The sequence below is a fragment of the Hyphomicrobium sp. genome (assembly GCF_020852195.1).
Classification (GTDB): domain Bacteria; phylum Pseudomonadota; class Alphaproteobacteria; order Rhizobiales; family Hyphomicrobiaceae; genus Hyphomicrobium_C.
Genome location: NZ_JADZBI010000026.1, coordinates 1 through 17,106 on the forward strand (window position 1 = coordinate 1; position 17,106 = coordinate 17,106).

Below are 17,106 nucleotides of genomic sequence, written 5' to 3' on the forward strand. Positions count from 1 at the left end.
CCGACCTGGTTCCGTGAGCTCAACGGATTCCGCGATCATCAGCCCGAGACCGAGGAGTACGGCATCGCGAGCTTCGTCTACCGGGCACGGCGACCGTTCGAGCCGGCGAAGCTGCATGCGTTGTTCGGCCAATCCTGGCCTGGCGTTGTGCGCGCCAAGGGGTTCTTCTGGCTCGCCACGCGCCCGGCCTGGGTCGGGGAGCTGTCGCAGGCCGGTGCGCTCGTGCGCCACGAGGCGGCAGGCTACTGGTGGGCCGCGGTGCCCAAGAGCAAATGGCCGGACGACGAGGCGACGCAGATCCGTATCCGCGAGGGCTGGGACAAACGGTGGGGAGACCGGCGGCAGGAGTTGGTCTTCATCGGCACGCGGGAGATGGACAAGGACGCGATCGTGGCGGCGCTCGATGCCTGCCTGCTCGACGTGCCGAATACAGGCCCCGTGGATGCCAAAGCTTGGCTCGCGCTCGAGGATCCGTTTCCCGTATGGGGAAAAGAGGCCGCCTAAGTGCGCATCACGACTTCGGGCGGTGCTCCTCGAAGCGCGGCATGATCTCTACGAAGTTGCAGGGCCGGTGGCGGTTGTCGAGCTGCCACCTCAGGATGCCGTTCCAGGCGTCCTTGCAGGCGCCGGTCGAGCCCGGCAGGCAGAAGATCAGCGTGCCATGCGCGATGCCGCCGCAGGCGCGCGACTGGATGGTCGAGGTGCACACCGACTGAAACGAAATCTGGTGGAAGAGAGCCGAGAAGCCGTCGATCTCCTTCTCGAAGAGCGGCTTCACGGCCTCGGGCGTCACGTCGCGGCCGGTGAAGCCGGTGCCTCCGGTGGTGAGGACGACATCGATAGCGGGATCGGCGATCCATGCCGAGACCTGGGCGCGGATGGCCTCGGCGTCATCCTTTAGGAGCGCGCGCGCGGTGATGGTATGGCCCGCTTCTGTCGCGAGCGCCGACAGTGTGTCGCCGGACTTGTCGTCCGCGGCGGTGCGCGTGTCCGACATCGTCAGGATGGCGATGCGGAGCGGGATGAAGGGGCGCGTGTCGTCGAGGCGGGTCATCGTGGTGGTCATCTGTCAGGGATCATAGGTCGTACGGGTGAGGGGCTCACGGCGCGAACATTCGAGATACGATGGCTTGGGGCTGCAGGATCATTTCGCAGGCCCGGACTCGAGGGCGGCCTGGACGGCAAGGAGGTCGCGCCAGGCCTGGCGCTTGGCGGCCGGCGTGCGCAGCAGGTAGGCCGGATGCAGCGTCGCCATTGTCCGCACCGGCCGGCCGCCGATGTCGATCTCGCGCCATTTGCCGCGGATGCGCATGATGCCTTCGGTCACATCCAGCACCTGCTTGGCCGCCGCGCCTCCCAGCAGTAGCACAATGTCGGGTTCCACGAGCTCCATCTGACGCTCGAGAAACGGACGGCAGACCTGGCTCTCCTGCGGCGTCGGCGTGCGGTTGCCGGGCGGGCGCCAGTAGACGACGTTGGTGATGTGCACGTCGTCCTCCTTAAGGCCGATGGCGGCCAGCATCTTGTCGAGGAGCTGGCCGGCGCGGCCGACGAACGGCTTGCCTTCGAGGTCCTCGTCGCGGCCCGGCGCCTCGCCGCTGATCATAAGGCGCGCGCGGGGTGAGCCGCGGTAGAAGCAGAGGTTTTTCGCCGTCGCCTTGAGGCCGCAGCCGTCGAAGGCTGCGAGCGCCGTTTCCAGCTCTTCGAGGCTGGCGGCGTTGCGTGCCACGGTGCGTGCGGCGAGCTCTGCCGCGTCCGGTGGCGTGGCCGTGAAGCCCGGCCGCGGGTCAGGACGAGGCGATGCAACCCTCCCCCCTTGTGGGAGAGGGAAGGGAGGGGGGGACTCCCGAACGTGCGACGTCGGGATTCCCCCCGCCCCTAACCCCTCCCCACCAGGGGGAGGGAATTCAGGGATGCGCTCCACGGATGACGGAGGCAAGCGGAACGCTGCGCCGGGCGCGACATCGCCGCGTGCGAGCCAATCGACGGCGTGATCGGCGACGGCGGCGTCGACGCCCATCTCCCGGTACCAGTCGAGCAGCGTTGCGGCGAGCGCGTGGATATCGGCGTCGGATTGCATGGTGCGGCACCTTACGCATTGGGCGATCCTTTTGCACGCCCCGCGCGTTATCCCGCGGCTCGGTACCGGCTTGACGCCTCCGTCAATTGGGACCACACCGACAATTAAGGCAGTGGCGGATAGGACAAGACAGAATGGCGCGGGGTGATGCTGACCTTCCCGAGCGGGAGGCCATGGAGTTCGATGTTGTGATCGTCGGAGCGGGGCCGGCCGGCCTCGCGGCGGCGATCCGCATCAAGCAACTCGCCGCCGAGAAGGGCGAGGACATCTCCGTCGTCGTGCTCGAGAAGGGCAGCGAGGTGGGCGCGCACATCCTCTCGGGCGCGGTGATCGATCCCATCGGCCTCAACCGCCTGATCCCGGACTGGCGCGAGCGCGGGGCGCCGCTCGCGACCGAGGTCAAGGAGGACCGCTTCCTTGTGCTTGGCCCGGCCGGCGACATCCGCCTGCCGAACTTCCTGATGCCCCCCTTGATGAACAATCACGGCAACTACGTCGGCAGCCTCGGCCTCCTTGTGCGCTGGCTTGGGGAGCAGGCGGCCGAGCTCGGAGTCGAGGTCTATCCGGGATTTTCCGTCAACGAGGTGCTTTACGACGAGGCCGGCGCGGTGGTCGGCGTGGCGACGGCGGACATGGGTGTCGGCCGCGACGGCCAGCCCAAGGACGGCTTCACGCGCGGCATGGAGCTTAAGGGAAAGTATACGCTGTTTGCCGAGGGCGCGCGGGGCTCGCTCACGAAGACGCTGATCCGCAAGTTCAACCTCGCGCGCGACGCCGAGCCGCAAAAATTCGGCATCGGGCTCAAGGAGCTGTGGGAGGTGGCGCCGGAGAAGCATCGCCCGGGCCTCGTGCAGCACACGTTCGGCTGGCCGCTCGACATGAAAACGGGCGGCGGATCATTCCTCTATCACTACGGCAAGAACCTCGTGTCGGTGGGCTTCGTGATCCACCTCAACTACGAGAATCCCTATCTCTCGCCCTACGACGAGTTCCAGCGCTTCAAGACGCATCCCACCATTGCGCCGGTGCTCCAGGGCGGGCGGCGCATCGCGTACGGCGCGCGCGCCCTCACCGAGGGCGGCTGGCAATCGATTCCGAAGCTCGTGTTTCCCGGCGGCGCGCTCGTCGGCTGCGCGGCCGGGTTCATGAACGTGCCGCGCATCAAGGGCAGCCACAACGCCATCCTGTCCGGCATCCACGCCGCGGAGGCGGTCGTGGCCGCGCTCGGCGAGGCACGCGCGCACGATGTGCTTGGTGCATATGAAAGCGCGGTACGCGAGGGCGATATCGCGCGCGACTTGAAGCGCGTGCGCAACGTGAAGCCGCTCTGGTCGCGTTTCGGCACGGTAATCGGCGTCGGGCTCGGCGGCATCGACATGTGGATCCGGACGCTGCTCTTCGGCTGGTCGCCGCTCGGCACGCTCCGCCACCGCAAGCCGGACTACGCGACGCTCGACAAGGCCAGGAGGGCGACGTCGATCGCGTATCCCAAGCCGGATGGCGTGCTCACTTTCGACAAACTCACGAACGTCTCCTTCTCGGCGACGAATCATGAGGAAGATCAACCGGTTCACCTTGTTCTGAAGGAGCCGTCGATCCCCATAGCTGTCAATCTGCCGGAGTATGCGGAGCCGGCGCAGCGCTATTGCCCGGCGGGTGTCTACGAGGTGGTGCGCAATGACGCGGGGGAGGCGCTGTTCCAGATCAACGCCCAGAACTGCGTTCACTGTAAGACCTGCGACATCAAGGATCCGAGCCAGAATATCACCTGGGTCTGCCCGGAAGGCGGTGGCGGACCGAATTACGCCGAGATGTGAGTGTCTGGTGGCGCGAGACGGGTGGAAATTTCAGTTAATTTAGCTTCGGATCATCGTTGAAGCGGAGTCGCCAAGCCGCGGCAAGGTTTGCTACTCTCCATCGACGTCGTGCTGGGCTTCCCGAAGAGGATCATCAGAATGAGCGCTCGCCATGGCCGGTTTGCCGTCCTCATTCCGCTTGTGGCCGCGGGGCTGATCGCATCATCAGGGCCGTCGAGGGCCGAGGCGGTGGAGGCAAGCGAGCCGTTCGAGGGCACGCATTCCCTGGTCGGCAGCTATCTCGCCGGGCGCTTCGCCAGGGCGCAGAACGATACCTCCGAGGCAGCGGAGTTCTACCGCAGCGCGCTGACCCACGATCCGCAGAACGAGCTTCTGCTCGAGCAGGCGTTTCAAATCGAGGCCGCCCGCGGCGACTGGCCACGCGCGTTCAAGTTGGCCGAGGATCTGGTCGGCGTTCAGAAGACGCACCGCATGGCGCAGCTCGCGCTGGCGCTCAGGGACTTCAAGGCCGGGTCCTGGCGCAAGTCCGAGGAGCATTTCAAGACCGCCGGGTCCGGGCCGATCGGCGAGCTGACGAGCGCCATGGGCATGGCGTGGGTCGAACTCGCCAACGACGACGTGTCCGGGTCGCTGGCGAAGCTCGACCTGCCGAAGCAGGCCGAATGGGCGCAGTTCTTCCTGCGCTACCATCGCGGCATGATCGCCGACATCGCGGGGCGGCGAAACGAGGCCCGCACGGCCTATGAGCGCGTCTATGCGCAGGATGCGCGGACGTTGCGCACCGCGCTCGCCTATGCCCGCCACGAGGCGTTCGTCGGCGACCGCAAACGGGCGCTGGCCATCATCGACGAGCAGATCCAGCGCTCGCAGGGCGACGGCCATCCGCTGCTGCGTAGCCTCAGGGCGGCCGTGCGGTCCGGCAAGCCGATCGAGCCGATCGTGACCACCGCGTCCGAGGGCATGGCCGAAGTATTCTACGGGCTCGGCGAGGCGCTGATCGCGGAAGGTGCCGTGGGCGTCGGCGTGCTCTACATGCAGATGGCCCTCTACATCGAGCCGGAGCATCAGTTCGCGCTCGCGGCGCTCGCCAGCGCCTACGAGGGGAACAAGCAGTATTCCGACGCGATCGCCATCTATGATCGCATCCCGCGCTCGAGCCCGCTCGGCACGGCGGTGGAGATCCGCAAGGCGTTCAATCTCAACTCGCTCGAGAAGGTCGACGAGGCGCGCGCGACGCTCGAAAGGCTGCTCGACGAGCCGAAGCCCGGGACGGACGTGGCCGCGACGGACGGTGCGTCGGCTGCAGCGTCGGCGGCCGAGGCCGTCTCGATCCCCGACGACGAGGTCCTCCGTCTCGGCAAGCGCGGGGAGGCGGTGGAGAAGCTGCAGCAGGCCCTGCAGAAGCTCGGTTACGACATCGGTACGCCCGACGGCCGTTTCGGCAACGACACGCGCCGGGCGGTGATGGCGTTCCAGGCCAAGCACAACCTGCGCGCCGACGGCATCGTGGGGCCGAACACGTTCCGTGCCATCGTCGGCGGGAGCGCGGAGGCCGGCGATGCCGCCATGGAGAGTCCGGTGCCGCTTACGGTATCGGACCGGCTCGAGATCCTGGACGCGCTGGGCAATATCATGCGCGCGCGCAAGCGCTATGCCGATGCCATCCCCTACTACGACAGGGCGCTGGCGCTGGTCACCAAGCCGGAGCGGCGGCATTGGGTCTACTACTATGCGCGCGGCACGAGTTACGAGCGGCTCAAGAACTGGGATGCGGCCGAGGTCGATCTCGAGAAGGCGCTCTCGCTCTATCCGGACCAGCCGCTGATCTTAAACTATCTCGGCTACTCGTGGATCGACCAGGGGCGCAAGCTCAAGGAGGGCATGGCGCACATCGAGAAGGCCGTGGCGCTCAAGCCCGACGACGGCTACATCGTCGACAGCCTCGGCTGGGCCCACTACATGCAGGGCAATTTCCAGGAGGCGGTGCGCTACCTCGAGCGCGCCGTGGAGCTCAAGCCCGACGATCCGGTGCTCAACGACCATCTGGGCGATGCGCTGTGGCGCGTGGGGCGCGAGCGCGAGGCGCGATATCAGTGGGATCAGGCGCTGTCGCTCAAGCCTGAGCCCGAAGACGAGGCCAAGATCCGCAAGAAGCTCGAGACGGGGCTTACCGGGGTTCAGCTCCCCCACGCGGGCGAGGGCACCGGCAAGCAGGCGGCGAAGGCCGGCGACAGCGATAAGTAGCGCCTATCACCGCTGCGGGTCTGCGCGACGGGCCTTGGGCGCGGCGCGGATTTTCATCGCATGACCTCCATTCGCGAACACGCGCCGGCGAAGATCAACCTCACGCTCGAGATCGCGGGGCGCCGCGACGACGGCTTGCACGAGCTTGCGAGCCTGGTTGCGTTCGCCGACATCGGCGACGTGGTGACGTTGGATCCGGGTGGGCCGCCCGAGATCTCGGTGTCGGGGCCGTTCGCGGCGGAGCTCGTGGGAGTGAACATTCTCGAGCGTGCGGCGGCGCTGCTCAAGGAGCGCGCGCCGCAGCTCGCGGTTGGTACTGTGCATCTCGAGAAGCATCTCCCGGTCGCGGCCGGTGTCGGGGGCGGCTCGGCGGACGCCGGCGCGCTCCTGCGCGCGGTGCGGAAGACGAACGAAGCGGCCTCCGACAGCGTCGACTGGCACGGGCTTGCGCGTGCGCTCGGTGCGGACGTACCCGTCTGCCTCGAAGCGTGGCCGCTTTGGATGACGGGTACCGGCGACGCGCTGGCCAAGATCGCGGGCGGCCTGCCGCCGCTGCATGCGGTGCTGGTCAATCCCATGGCCGAGGTGCCCGAGGACAAGACGGCCTGCGTGTTCCGGATGCTTGGCGCAAGGCCGCTTCGGGCGGGCTATACGGCTCCGGAGCCACCGCGTTTCGGGGATCGCGACGTGCTCCTGGATTTCATGCGCGCGCGAGGCAACGATCTCGCAGTGGCGGCGGAAGCGGTCGTGCCAGAGACCGGCGTGGTGCACGTCGCGCTCGCGGCGCTGCCGGGTGTCGAATACGTCGCCGTATCGGGCGCCGGGCCGACCTCGTTCGGCGTCTTCCCGGATAAATCCGCTGCGGAAGCCGCGCGGAAGGTGCTCTCCGAGCAGCATGGCAATTGGTGGATTGCCGCGGTGGCGCTTGGCGAGACTAATCCCCTCTCCCCGTTTTTGCGGGGAGGAGGCTAGGTCGAGGGGCAGGCTCTCGGCCGCAGCGCGAGGTTCCCACCGCACGTGCAGGGCGATGGGCAGCGAGGCGCGTCAATGCGCGCGGGAGATGCAGAAGTCGATGACGTCCTGCATGGCGCTCCGCTCGCGGCTCTCGGGGAAGATCGCCAGCGCGTCGCGCGCGATGCTGCCGTAGGAGCGGGCGCGCTCCAGCGTCGCCTCCGTGGTCTTGTGCCGCGTCATGAGACCGATCGCGTGCTCAAGGTCGCCGTCCTCGATCTCGCCCTCGACAATGGTGCGGTTCCAGAACTTGCGGTCGCGGTCGTTGCCACGGCGGAACGAGAGGATGACCGGCAGCGTGATCTTGCCCTCGCGGAAATCGTCACCGACGGACTTGCCGAGCCGGGCGCTGTCGCCCGAGTAGTCGAGCGCGTCGTCGACGAGCTGGAAGGCGAGCCCCAGGTTGCGCCCGTAGGAGCGCAGGGCGGCCTGCTCGTCGGCGGGCCGGTTGGCGATGGCGGCGCCGACCTCGGCCGCGGCCGCGAACAGGGCCGCGGTCTTGGCGTCGATGATCGAGAGATAGGCGTCCTCGGTGGTCGCCGTGTTCTTGGCGGCGGCGAGCTGCATCACCTCGCCCTCGGCGATAGTCGCCGCAGCATTGGAGAGAATGCGCAACACGGGAAGCGAGCCCACGTCCACCAGCATGCGGAACGCCTGGCCGAGCAGGAAATCGCCGACGAGGACGGTGGCCTGGTTGCCCCAGATGAGGCGCGCGGTCTTGCGACCGCGGCGCGTGTCGCTCTCGTCCACCACGTCGTCGTGAAGCAGGGTCGCCGTGTGCATGAACTCGATGGCCGCCGCGGTGCGCACATGGCCGTCGCCCTTGTAGGCGCACAGCTTGGAAGCGGCGATGGCCAGCATCGGGCGCAGGCGCTTGCCGCCGGAGTTGACCAGGTGGTGGGTGAGCTTCGGGATCAGGTCGACGTGGGAAACGGCCTTGTCGAGGATGATGCGGTTGATCGCATTCATATCCTCGCTGACGATCTCGAGCAGGGGTGCGAGGCTTTGCGAAGGCTCGCGTGCCTCGTCCAGGGGAACGACAACTCCCACGGCGTTTTCCTTAGTTTGTTTGCGAACGTTTCTTGCGGTCTAATAACCCCCCGCAGCATAGCCAGAGTTTGGCTTCCGCGCACCGAAAAACGAGACGCAGCGAGATCTTGATGCCCGTCAGCGACGATGCCTTTCTGGGTGGCCGGCTCAGGATCCTGCAGCCGCGGCAGGGCTATCGCGCCGGGCTCGACGCGGTCATGCTGGCGGCGGCGGTGGGGGACCGGGAGGGAGCCCCGTTCAGCGTTCTCGATGCCGGGGCAGGCGTCGGCACGGCGGGGCTTTGCGTCGCATGGCGGTGTCCGGCGGCCAGGGTGGTGCTGGTCGAGCGCGAGCCCGAGCTCGTGGCGCTGGCGCGCGAGAACATCGCGAGAAACGCGCTCGGCGACCGCGTGACGATAGTGGAGGCGGATGTCTCGCATGTGACGCGCGCGGAGCTTTCCGCGCTCGACGTTGCCGAGGGGGCGTTCGATCAGGTTATCGCCAATCCGCCGTATCACGCGGAGGGGGCGGGGACGGCGGCGCCGCATGCCCTCAAGGCGGCCGCGTACGCCATGCCGCTCGCCGGACTCGACCCCTGGTGCCGGTTCCTGGCGCGCATGGCGCGCCCCGGGGGCGAAGCGCTGATCATCCACAAGACGGCCGCGCTGCCGCATCTCATGCAGGTGCTTACGGGCCGATTCGGGGGGCTCACGGCGCTGCCCCTCCATTCCTTTGCCGGCGAGCCGGCCGGGCGCATTCTGCTCCGTGGTGTCAAAGGCTCGCGGGCGCCGTTCCGGCTCGAGGCCGGGATCTGGCTGCACGATGCGGAGAACCGCTTTACGCCGGGTGCCGAGGGTGTGCTGCGGCTTGGCCAGTCGCTTGCGGTGGCCTATGGACTCTCTGGCACAGAGGGGGATGCGCAAACGCCTGCGCTGCAAAGTCCCTCCGCCCCCGACACCTCCTCACAAGGGGGAGGGGAATAAGCGAAAGGATGTGACGCATGGGCTGGTTCAGCCGTGGTGTGGTGGTTCCCGTGTTGCGACTTTCCGGCGCCATCGGCATGGCGGCGCCGCTTCGGCCCGGCCTCTCGATCGCGACGCTGGCGGGTCCGATCGAGAAAGCGTTCTCGATGTCACGGGCAAAGTCGGTGGCGGTGGTCATCAACTCTCCCGGCGGCAGCCCCGTGCAGTCGAGCCTCCTGTTCCGCAGGCTGCGGCAGCTCGCGGAGGAGAAAGAAAAGAAGCTCTACGTGTTCTGCGAGGACGTGGCGGCTTCCGGCGGCTACTACGTGGCAGTGGCTGGCGACGAGATCTATGCGGACGCGTCGTCGATCGTGGGCTCCATCGGCGTGATCTCGGCCAGCTTCGGGCTCGACCGGGCCATCGAGAAGCTCGGCATCTCGCGGCGCGTCTATACGGCGGGCGCCAACAAGGGCGCGCTCGATCCTTTTCAGCCGGAGAAACCGGAGGATGTCGAGCGGCTCAAGGCCGTCCAGCGCAACGTGCACGACGTGTTCATCGGCGTGGTCAAGGATCGCCGAGGCGGGCGGCTCAAGGGACCCGATGCAGAGCTCTTCTCGGGGGCGTTCTGGTCGGCTGCCGATGCGCTCGACCTCGGGCTGATCGACGGCATCTCGGACGTGCGCACGAAGATGCGCGAGGTGCACGGGGAGGACGTGCGACTGCGCTTGGTGCCGATCGAGCGTGGCTGGCTCGCGTCGCGGCTCAGGCGGCTGCCGTCCATATTCGGCGGGAGCGATGGAGCCTCCGGTGAGGGCCTTGCTTTCGCCGACGATCTGGTGTCGGCTGTCGAGATAAGGGCCCTTTGGTCGCGGTTCGGGTTGTAAGATTGCGGGCTCGACCGTCGTCTCGCGGAGCAGGCCATGCCGCACGTGTTCGCTCTGGTGATCGCCGGTGCCGGTCTCTACGCCGGCTACAAGTGGGTGTCGCGGATGCTCGCGGACGCAGAGGACGCCGCGCGTCTGCGGGAGGCGGAGTTGCGCGAGGCCATGGCGCGCGGGCAGGGGATGCCCAAGGACCTCGGTACGCTGGAATATGATCCGGCGACGGGCGTCTATCGCCCGCGCTCCCAATAGCCGCTACGACCGTGCCAGTTCCCGCGCGAGGGCTTCGTGAAGCTCGCGCGTGCCTTCCTCGCGCTGCGCGATACTGTCGTACCCGTCGAGATATGCGCCTTGCTCGGTGAAGACGAGCTTGGTGCGCTTGCCGTCGGGCTTCAGCTCCGTGGTTGCGAGCGAGGCCGAGATACGCTTGTCGTCGATCGTCATGTTGTAGGCGACGATGATGCGATCGTTCGGCACGATGTCCTGATAGACGGCGTCGAAGCGGATCAGCGCGCCGCCCTTGAAGCGGAAGCTCGAGGATTCCGTGCCGCCGATGCGGAAGTCGAGGTCGTAGGTCTCGATGTCCCATCCTTCGCCCTCGACGAACCAGCGGCGCTTGATGGCACGATCCGCATAGGCCCGGAAAACCTTCGAAGGAGCGGCATCATAGGTGCGCTCGATCGAGAAGGTGGCGTGAATGACGGAACGCTCGGTCATGGCTTACTGTCCTTTGCTTGATCTTCGTCGGGAAGGGCGGCGAGGACGTCGCCAAGACGGTCGAGGCGGCGCTCCCACAACTTGCGCCGCTGGTTGATCCATCGCTCCGCCAGGCTGAGCGCCTTCGAATCCACGCGGCAGGTGCGCACGCGGCCCACCTTCTCCGTGCGCACGAGGCCGCTCTCCTCCAACACCTTGAGATGCTGCACGACCGCCGACAGCGTCATCTCGAGCGGAGCGGCGAGCTCGCTGACGGACGCCGGTCCGCGGGAGAGACGGTCCAGCATCGCGCGCCGCCCGGAGTCGGCGAGGGCGTGGTAGAGGCGGTCGAGCTGGCTCGATTGGTGAAGCATACGCTTAACTATCGCAAGATCGGGCCGGACGCAAGAACAGTTTAGTGGTCGCTTCAGTTTTTCGACGTCTGTGGCCTGCAATTGAGGGCTTGCCGCTTGGGCGGGGTATGCCGATTGGGCCGGGGTGACAGGGGGCTGCGAATGCGTATAGTGCGCCGCTTGCAACAATTCTCGGCGGCCTTATGCCCAAATCCCAGACCCGGACAGCCGAAGCCAAACCTGCCGCAGGTCTGCCTGCGCTGAGGCCCAAGGAGAGCTTCCAGGATCTCATCCTGACGCTGCAGCAGTTCTGGGGCGCGCAGGGGTGCGTCGTGCTGCAGCCCTACGACATGGAGGTGGGCGCCGGCACGTTCCATCCGGCGACGACGCTGCGCGCGCTCGGGCCCAAGCCCTGGAACGCCTGCTACGTGCAGCCCTCGCGCCGGCCCAAGGACGGACGCTACGGCGAGAACCCGAACCGGCTCCAGCACTACTACCAGTTCCAGGTGATCATGAAGCCGTCACCCGAGAACATTCTCGATCTCTATCTGGCGAGCCTCGACGCCATCGGCATCGACACGAAGGTCAACGACATCCGTTTCGTCGAGGACGACTGGGAGAGCCCGACGCTCGGTGCCTGGGGGCTCGGCTGGGAGGTGTGGTGCAACGGCATGGAGGTGACGCAGTTCACCTATTTCCAGCAGGTCGGCGGTTTCGACTGCAATCCTGTCTCCGGTGAGATTACTTACGGGCTCGAGCGGCTCGCCATGTATGTTCAGGGTACGGATCGCGTTTTCGACCTCAACTTCAACGGACGCCACGACGACAGGAAGCTGACCTATGGCGACGTTTTTCTGCAGGCGGAACAAGAGTATTCGCGATTCAACTTCGAACACGCCGATACCGCGCTTCTGCTGCAGCATTTCCGCGACGCTGAAAAGGAGTGCAAATCGCTGCTCGAAAGAGGAGCAACTGATGAAAAACACCTTCTGGCTTTGCCTGCTTACGACCAGTGCATAAAAGCATCACATGTTTTCAATCTTCTTGATGCGCGGGGAGTGATCTCTGTTACGGAGCGCCAGGGGTATATCCTCCGTGTGCGCGAGCTCGCCAAAGCGTGCTGCGCGGCTTGGCTTGAGACTGAAGGAGGCCGTTCGTGACTGAGACTCATATTGGCTTAATTGTAATCGGCGTTCCGGCGCTCCTGATCGGCGGAATTCTGCTCGGTCGCTACAAACCGGTGCTGTGGATGTACGTCGTCGCGCTTGCCGTCGGCCTCGGCTATCTCACGACGACCGGCACCGTCGACGAGGTCGGCAAGACGGCGATCGACTACATCGGTGCGCCGCCGGCCGATACGCCTGCCGCAGCGCCGGAGCCTGCACCTGCTCCGCCCGCGCCTGCTGCGCCTGAACCAGCTCCGGAGCCTGCGCCTTCCGCTGCACCCGAGCCCGCCCCTGCGCCTGAGGCAGCACCTGCTCCCGAGGCGCCGCCAGCAGAGACACCCGCGGCCCCCGAGGCCGCGCCTGCTCCGGCACCTGAGCCTGCACCGGCGCCATAAGCTTTCGCTGACCTTCGTCAGTCGTCGGCCCCGCACTATCGAAGTCGAGGACATGCCCGCAACGCATGCCCTCGGCTTTTCCGCGTCCAGCGCACGTGAAGTCGCGGGTTGCCGGGGTGCGGCCGGGCTCGTATGTCTCTCCGACGCGGCTGCTTTGCGGAGCCGCGCCCGCTCACTCTAGAGGCGACCGACGATGGCAGAACTGCTGCTCGAGCTCTTTTCCGAGGAGATCCCCTCGCGCATGCAGGCGCGGGCGGCGGAGGATCTCAAGCGCCTCGTGACGGAAGGCCTCAGTGCCGCCGGTCTTGCGGTCGGCGAGGCGCACAGCTTCGCAACGCCGCGGCGGCTCGCGCTTGCGGTCGAGGATGTGCCCGCTCATTCGCCCGCGGTCTCGGAAGAGCGGAAAGGGCCGCGCGTCGGCGCGCCGGAGCAGGCGGTGGCGGGCTTCCTGAAGGCGGCCGGATTGGCTTCCATCGGGGAAGCCGAGATCGTCAAGGACGAGAAGAAGGGCGACTACTACGTCGCGCGCATCGAGAAGCGCGGGCGGCCGGCGGCGGAGATCGCCGCCGAGGTCGTGGCCGGCGTGCTGGCCAAGTTTCCGTGGCCGAAGTCCATGCGGTGGGGCTCGGGCACGTTCCAGTGGATCCGGCCGCTGAAGTCGGTCATCTGCCTGATCGACGGCCGCGTGGTGCCGCTCGAGGTGGCGGGGCTTACGGCGTCGAACACGACGCGTGGGCATCGCTTCCACGGCAACGACGTATTCGAGGTCAAGAGCTTCGAGGACTATGCGGACAAGCTCGCCGGCCACGCTGTGATGCTGAACGCCGGTGAGCGCGCGGAGGAGATCCGCGAGCAGGCCGAGGCGCTGGCCAAGAAGGCCAAGCTCGAGCTGATCGCGGACGAGGCGCTGCTTGCCGAGAACGCGGGGCTCACTGAATGGCCCGTGGTGCTCATGGGTGCGTTCGATCAGAGCTTTCTCGACGTGCCGGCTGAGTGCCTGATCACGTCCATGAAGACGCATCAGAAGTGCTTCTCGCTCAGGGATCCGAAGACGAAGAAGCTCGCCAACCGGTTCATCCTGGTGTCGAACCTCACTGCGACCGACGGCGGGGCGCAGATCGTCGCCGGCAACGAAAAGGTGATCCGCGCGCGGCTGTCGGATGCCAAGTTCTTCTGGGAGCAGGATCTCAAGCGGCCGCTCGACGAGATGGCGAGCGCGCTCGAAGGCATCACGTTCCATGAGAAGCTCGGCACGCAGGCGGTGCGCGTGGAGCGAGTCAAGGAGCTGGCGTTCCAGATCGCGGGCGCGGTGGATGCGGATCCGCAGGATGCGCGGCGTGCGGCGGAGCTTTGCAAGGCGGACCTCGTCTCCGACATGGTCGGCGAGTTCCCGGAGCTGCAGGGGCTCATGGGCCGCTACTACGCGGAGAAAGCGGGGACGAAGCCCGAGATCGCGCGCGCCATCGAGCTGCACTACAAGCCCAAAGGGCAGTCGGACACGGTGCCGAAGGAGGAAGAGGGCGACGCCGTAGCCATCGCGGTGGCGCTCGCCGACAAGCTCGACACGCTGGTCGGCTTCTGGGCCATCGACGAGAAGCCGACGGGCTCAGGCGATCCCTATCAGCTCCGGCGCGCGGCGCTCGGCGTGATCCGCATTGTGATCGAGAACGATCTCCGGGTGCCGCTGATGCGGGCGTTCGATCACGCCTATGAGCAGCTCAAGCAAGGCGTTTCGAAGAAGGGCAACCTGTTTCTGTTTGCCAAGGTGGCAAACAACAAGGTGCAAGACGAGGCGCTGCGCTCGCAGTGGATCGATGTCGATGCCGGTGCGGGGTGGAACAGCGTCGCGGTCTGGTCCGTGCCGGTGCCGGACACATACCTGAAGAACCGGGAGAAGGAGATTCCGCTCGACGCCCTCGTCGGGGTCTATGCGCTTCCGTCTCCGCTCAAGCAGGATCTCCTGTCGTTTTTCGCCGACAGGCTGAAGGTCTATCTCAAGGACCAGGGTGCGCGGCACGACCTCATCGACGCCGTGTTCTCGCTCGGCGGGCAGGATGACCTTGCCTTGATCGTCAAGCGCGTCGAGGCGCTTGCCCAGTTCCTCAAGACCGACGACGGCGCCAACCTGCTCGCGGGCGTCAAGCGCGCGTCGAACATCCTCGCCATCGAGGAGAAGAAGGACAAGACGAGCTACGCCGGCAGCTACGATCTGAAACTTCTCAACGAGAAGGAGGAGCTGGCGCTGGCGGCGGCCATCGAGAGCGTGAAGCAGGATACGGTGGCGGCGATCAACGTCGAGAACTTCAAGGGGGCGATGAACGCGCTCGCCGAGCTGCGCGCGCCGGTGGACGCCTTCTTCGACAAGGTGACCGTCAACGATTCCAATTCCGCCCTGCGCGAGAATCGGCTGAAACTTTTGTCCGAGATCCGCGCTACAACTCTCACGGTGGCCAATTTCTCGAAGATCGCGGGCTGAGGGACGGGTACGTATTTTTCCGTACATTCCCAAGTCCCCGATTCAAGGTACCGTGCTTAGGTCTTGAATAGGGGGCGAAAATGGGAAACGCCTGCCAGCCTACGACATTCAGCATCGCCAAGGACGGCAAGTACCACGATGCGACGTATATGGTGCAGGGGGACGTCGTCTCGGTGCTTTACTGGGGTCCTGACGGTGTGACGCGTCGCGAGGCGCATGCCGAGAATCCGGTGCAGCCGGAGCAGACGGCGTGCAAGCTGCTTCAGCAGATGATCTGAGGCGGATGCGCGAATGAAATGGCCGGCGGTCCCGGAGGACCGCCGACCGCTCATGATCCGTGCCACTGCAGCGAAATCTTTCAGTCGCTGCCTTGGTCCGCTACGCTACTTGCGGGCCTCTGATCACGCGTTTTTCTTTTATTCACGATCTGCTGAACCGGGCCGCGGCCCGTGGTGGCCGGCTTGTCGGCCGCGTCGAAGTCGGTGTCGTTGTCGCCCTCCTCGTGCAGCATCACGATCAGCTTCGTGCCGACCTCCGCCTTCTTGTCGAGGGTGATCGATACGCCGGCGTTGTCGCCGGCCTTGACTGGCGCGTGCCCGATGATGCTGCCCGGGATGGTTCCGGTGAAATCCGTCCTGTGCACGACGAGGTAGCCATCCTTGTCGGCGGTGACGGAGCCGACGGTGACCGAGGTTTCCGATGCCGCGATGCCCTCGGGCGAAATCATGCTCTCGGCGTAGGCGGCCGTGGCGCCGAGCATCAGCGCACTGGCCAGTGCCAGTCCGTGTCGCGTCATGATCGTTTCCTCCGTTTTTTCGTGGAGACGGCGCATCGCGCTGGCAGCGCCTCGGTGTGCGTTGCTCGCCTCCGTGGCGGACAAACGCCGGGTGCGGGGAGCGGGTTCCCGCGCAAGAATCCAAACGGGGAGGGGTCTGTCCCACCGAAGTGAGTTGTGCTGCCGCCCAGGATCCTGCCGGCGTGGCGTTTGTGGAGGCTGACGTGGGTCCCGGCCTTCGCCGGGATGACGTTGAAAATAGGCTGGCGTCATGGGCGAAGCCGTGGCGCGTCAGTATCCGCTTGCCCGACGAATGGGCGATCCGGCCGGGATCGGAGCCTGTCAGGCCGTAGTTGCCTGCTCGGCGGCTTCCTCGTAGGCGGCGGTGGCCGCGAGCCAAGTGTCCTCGGCTTCGGCGAGGCGCTTTGCCGTCTGGCCGCGCTCCTGTGAGACGCGGCTCGCCTTTGCTGCGTCGGCGTAAAGATCCGGCGAGGCAAGGATTGCGTCGAGGTTTGCCAGCTCGGCGGTCAGTTTCTCGACGGTTTTCTCCGCAGCCTGCACGGCCTTCTTCAAGGGCGCGAGCTCGGCGCGGCGGCCGGCAGCGGCCTTGCGCTGGTCGGCGCGGCTTGCGCGGCCTTCCGACTGTTGCTCGGCGCCGCCGCGCCGCTCGCTGCGCTGCGAGCGCGCCTCCAGAAGCTCGGCGCGGTAGCTCTCCATGTCGCCGTCGTACGTCCTCACCGTGCCATTCGCGACCAGCCACAGGCGGTCGGCGGTCGCCTCCACGAGATGGCGGTCGTGGCTGATCAGGATCACCGCGCCCTCGTACTCGGCGATGGCGTGGATCAGCGCCTCGCGGCTGTCGACGTCGAGGTGGTTGGTCGGCTCGTCGAGGATCAGGAGATGCGGCGCATGGAAGGCGGTGAGCGCGAGCAGTAGGCGCGCCTTCTCGCCGCCCGAGAGGTTGGCGCACTTCGTATCCGCCTTGTCGGCGCCGAAGCCCCAGGTGCCGAGGCGCGCGCGCCGCTGGGCCTCCGTGGCCTCCGGCATCAGCTTGACGACGTAGTCGAAGGGCGTTGCCTGCGGGTTCAGCTCGTCGAGCTGGTGCTGGGCGAAGTAGCCGACGGTCACGCGACCGACGCCGAACACATCGCCCGAGAGCGGCGCCAGCTTGCCGGCGACAAGCTTGGCGAAGGTAGACTTGCCGTTGCCGTTGGCGCCGAG

18 protein-coding genes are annotated in these 17,106 nt (G+C 66.6%); 11 read left to right on the forward strand and 7 right to left on the reverse strand.

Annotated elements, in window-relative coordinates:
* A partial coding sequence (locus IT540_RS02080) for a GTP-binding protein (protein WP_291172561.1) occupies positions 1-504 on the forward strand: 504 nt, incomplete at its 5' end.
* Between the two features lie 7 nt (positions 505-511).
* Here IT540_RS02080 and moaB read toward each other — a convergent pair.
* Both moaB and IT540_RS02090 read right to left on the reverse strand, forming a co-directional pair.
* A complete protein-coding gene (gene moaB, locus IT540_RS02085; RefSeq protein WP_291172606.1) occupies positions 512-1,054 on the reverse strand; it encodes a molybdenum cofactor biosynthesis protein B in 543 nt (180 codons plus the stop codon).
* Positions 1,055-1,144: 90 nt separating this feature from the next.
* Positions 1,145-2,080 (reverse strand): uracil-DNA glycosylase, encoded by a 936-nt coding sequence (locus tag IT540_RS02090; protein ID WP_291172564.1) that lies wholly within the window; start codon positions 2,078-2,080, stop codon positions 1,145-1,147.
* Between the two features lie 134 nt (positions 2,081-2,214).
* Between IT540_RS02090 and IT540_RS02095 the strand changes: the two genes are divergently transcribed.
* The 3 genes from IT540_RS02095 to IT540_RS02105 all read left to right on the forward strand — a co-directional run bounded on the left by IT540_RS02095 (position 2,215) and on the right by IT540_RS02105 (position 7,113).
* Complete coding sequence (locus IT540_RS02095) at positions 2,215-3,897, forward strand: electron transfer flavoprotein-ubiquinone oxidoreductase (protein WP_291172566.1); 1,683 nt, start codon at positions 2,215-2,217, stop codon at positions 3,895-3,897.
* Between the two features lie 138 nt (positions 3,898-4,035).
* The gene (locus tag IT540_RS02100) at positions 4,036-6,141 is read left to right on the forward strand and encodes a tetratricopeptide repeat protein (protein WP_291172569.1); all 2,106 of its coding nucleotides are present in this window, start codon (positions 4,036-4,038) and stop codon (positions 6,139-6,141) included.
* A gap of 60 nt (positions 6,142-6,201) precedes the next feature.
* Positions 6,202-7,113, forward strand: coding sequence for a 4-(cytidine 5'-diphospho)-2-C-methyl-D-erythritol kinase (locus IT540_RS02105; RefSeq protein WP_291172572.1), 912 nt, complete (start codon positions 6,202-6,204; stop codon positions 7,111-7,113).
* A 72-nt stretch (positions 7,114-7,185) separates the two neighbouring features.
* On the opposite strand, the gene IT540_RS02110 is transcribed toward IT540_RS02105, so the two are convergent.
* A complete protein-coding gene (locus IT540_RS02110; protein ID WP_291172609.1) occupies positions 7,186-8,121 on the reverse strand; it encodes a polyprenyl synthetase family protein in 936 nt (311 codons plus the stop codon).
* A 191-nt stretch (positions 8,122-8,312) separates the two neighbouring features.
* Here IT540_RS02110 and IT540_RS02115 point away from each other — a divergent pair, with 191 nt between their 5' ends.
* The 3 genes from IT540_RS02115 to IT540_RS02125 are packed head-to-tail and all read left to right on the forward strand — an operon-like array spanning position 8,313 to position 10,276.
* Positions 8,313-9,164: a methyltransferase gene (locus IT540_RS02115; RefSeq protein WP_291172575.1), complete on the forward strand. Its 852-nt coding sequence runs from the start codon at positions 8,313-8,315 to the stop codon at positions 9,162-9,164.
* 17 nt (positions 9,165-9,181) lie between these two features.
* Positions 9,182-10,027 (forward strand): S49 family peptidase, encoded by an 846-nt coding sequence (locus IT540_RS02120; RefSeq protein ID WP_291172578.1) that lies wholly within the window; start codon positions 9,182-9,184, stop codon positions 10,025-10,027.
* Between the two features lie 36 nt (positions 10,028-10,063).
* Positions 10,064-10,276 (forward strand): hypothetical protein, encoded by a 213-nt coding sequence (locus tag IT540_RS02125; protein WP_291172581.1) that lies wholly within the window; start codon positions 10,064-10,066, stop codon positions 10,274-10,276.
* 3 nt (positions 10,277-10,279) lie between these two features.
* On the opposite strand, the gene IT540_RS02130 is transcribed toward IT540_RS02125, so the two are convergent.
* Positions 10,280-10,741, reverse strand: a complete 462-nt coding sequence (locus tag IT540_RS02130) for an SRPBCC family protein (protein WP_291172583.1) — start codon at positions 10,739-10,741, stop codon at positions 10,280-10,282.
* Entirely contained in the window at positions 10,738-11,094 is a 357-nt protein-coding gene (locus tag IT540_RS02135; protein WP_291172586.1) for a metalloregulator ArsR/SmtB family transcription factor, read from the reverse strand. The genes IT540_RS02130 and IT540_RS02135 overlap by 4 nt, the downstream gene beginning before the upstream one ends.
* Before the next feature lie 182 nt (positions 11,095-11,276).
* On the opposite strand from IT540_RS02135, the gene IT540_RS02140 reads away from it, so the two are divergent.
* The 4 genes from IT540_RS02140 (at position 11,277) to IT540_RS02155 (ending at position 15,388) form a co-directional block, all read left to right on the forward strand.
* On the forward strand, positions 11,277-12,233 hold the full coding sequence (locus IT540_RS02140; RefSeq protein ID WP_291172589.1) for a glycine--tRNA ligase subunit alpha: 957 nt from the start codon (positions 11,277-11,279) through the stop codon (positions 12,231-12,233).
* On the forward strand, positions 12,230-12,634 hold the full coding sequence (locus tag IT540_RS02145) for a hypothetical protein (protein WP_291172592.1): 405 nt from the start codon (positions 12,230-12,232) through the stop codon (positions 12,632-12,634). Before IT540_RS02140 ends, IT540_RS02145 begins: the two co-directional genes overlap by 4 nt.
* Positions 12,635-12,827: 193 nt before the next feature.
* Entirely contained in the window at positions 12,828-15,110 is a 2,283-nt protein-coding gene (gene glyS / locus IT540_RS02150) for a glycine--tRNA ligase subunit beta (protein ID WP_291172595.1), read from the forward strand.
* An 80-nt stretch (positions 15,111-15,190) separates the two neighbouring features.
* Positions 15,191-15,388 (forward strand): hypothetical protein, encoded by a 198-nt coding sequence (locus IT540_RS02155; protein ID WP_291172598.1) that lies wholly within the window; start codon positions 15,191-15,193, stop codon positions 15,386-15,388.
* 80 nt (positions 15,389-15,468) lie between these two features.
* Here IT540_RS02155 and IT540_RS02160 read toward each other — a convergent pair whose 3' ends face one another.
* Both IT540_RS02160 and IT540_RS02165 read right to left on the reverse strand, forming a co-directional pair.
* On the reverse strand, positions 15,469-15,906 hold the full coding sequence (locus IT540_RS02160; protein WP_291172600.1) for a hypothetical protein: 438 nt from the start codon (positions 15,904-15,906) through the stop codon (positions 15,469-15,471).
* A gap of 321 nt (positions 15,907-16,227) precedes the next feature.
* The coding region (locus tag IT540_RS02165) for an ATP-binding cassette domain-containing protein (RefSeq protein WP_291172603.1) at positions 16,228-17,106 on the reverse strand (879 nt) is incomplete at its 5' end.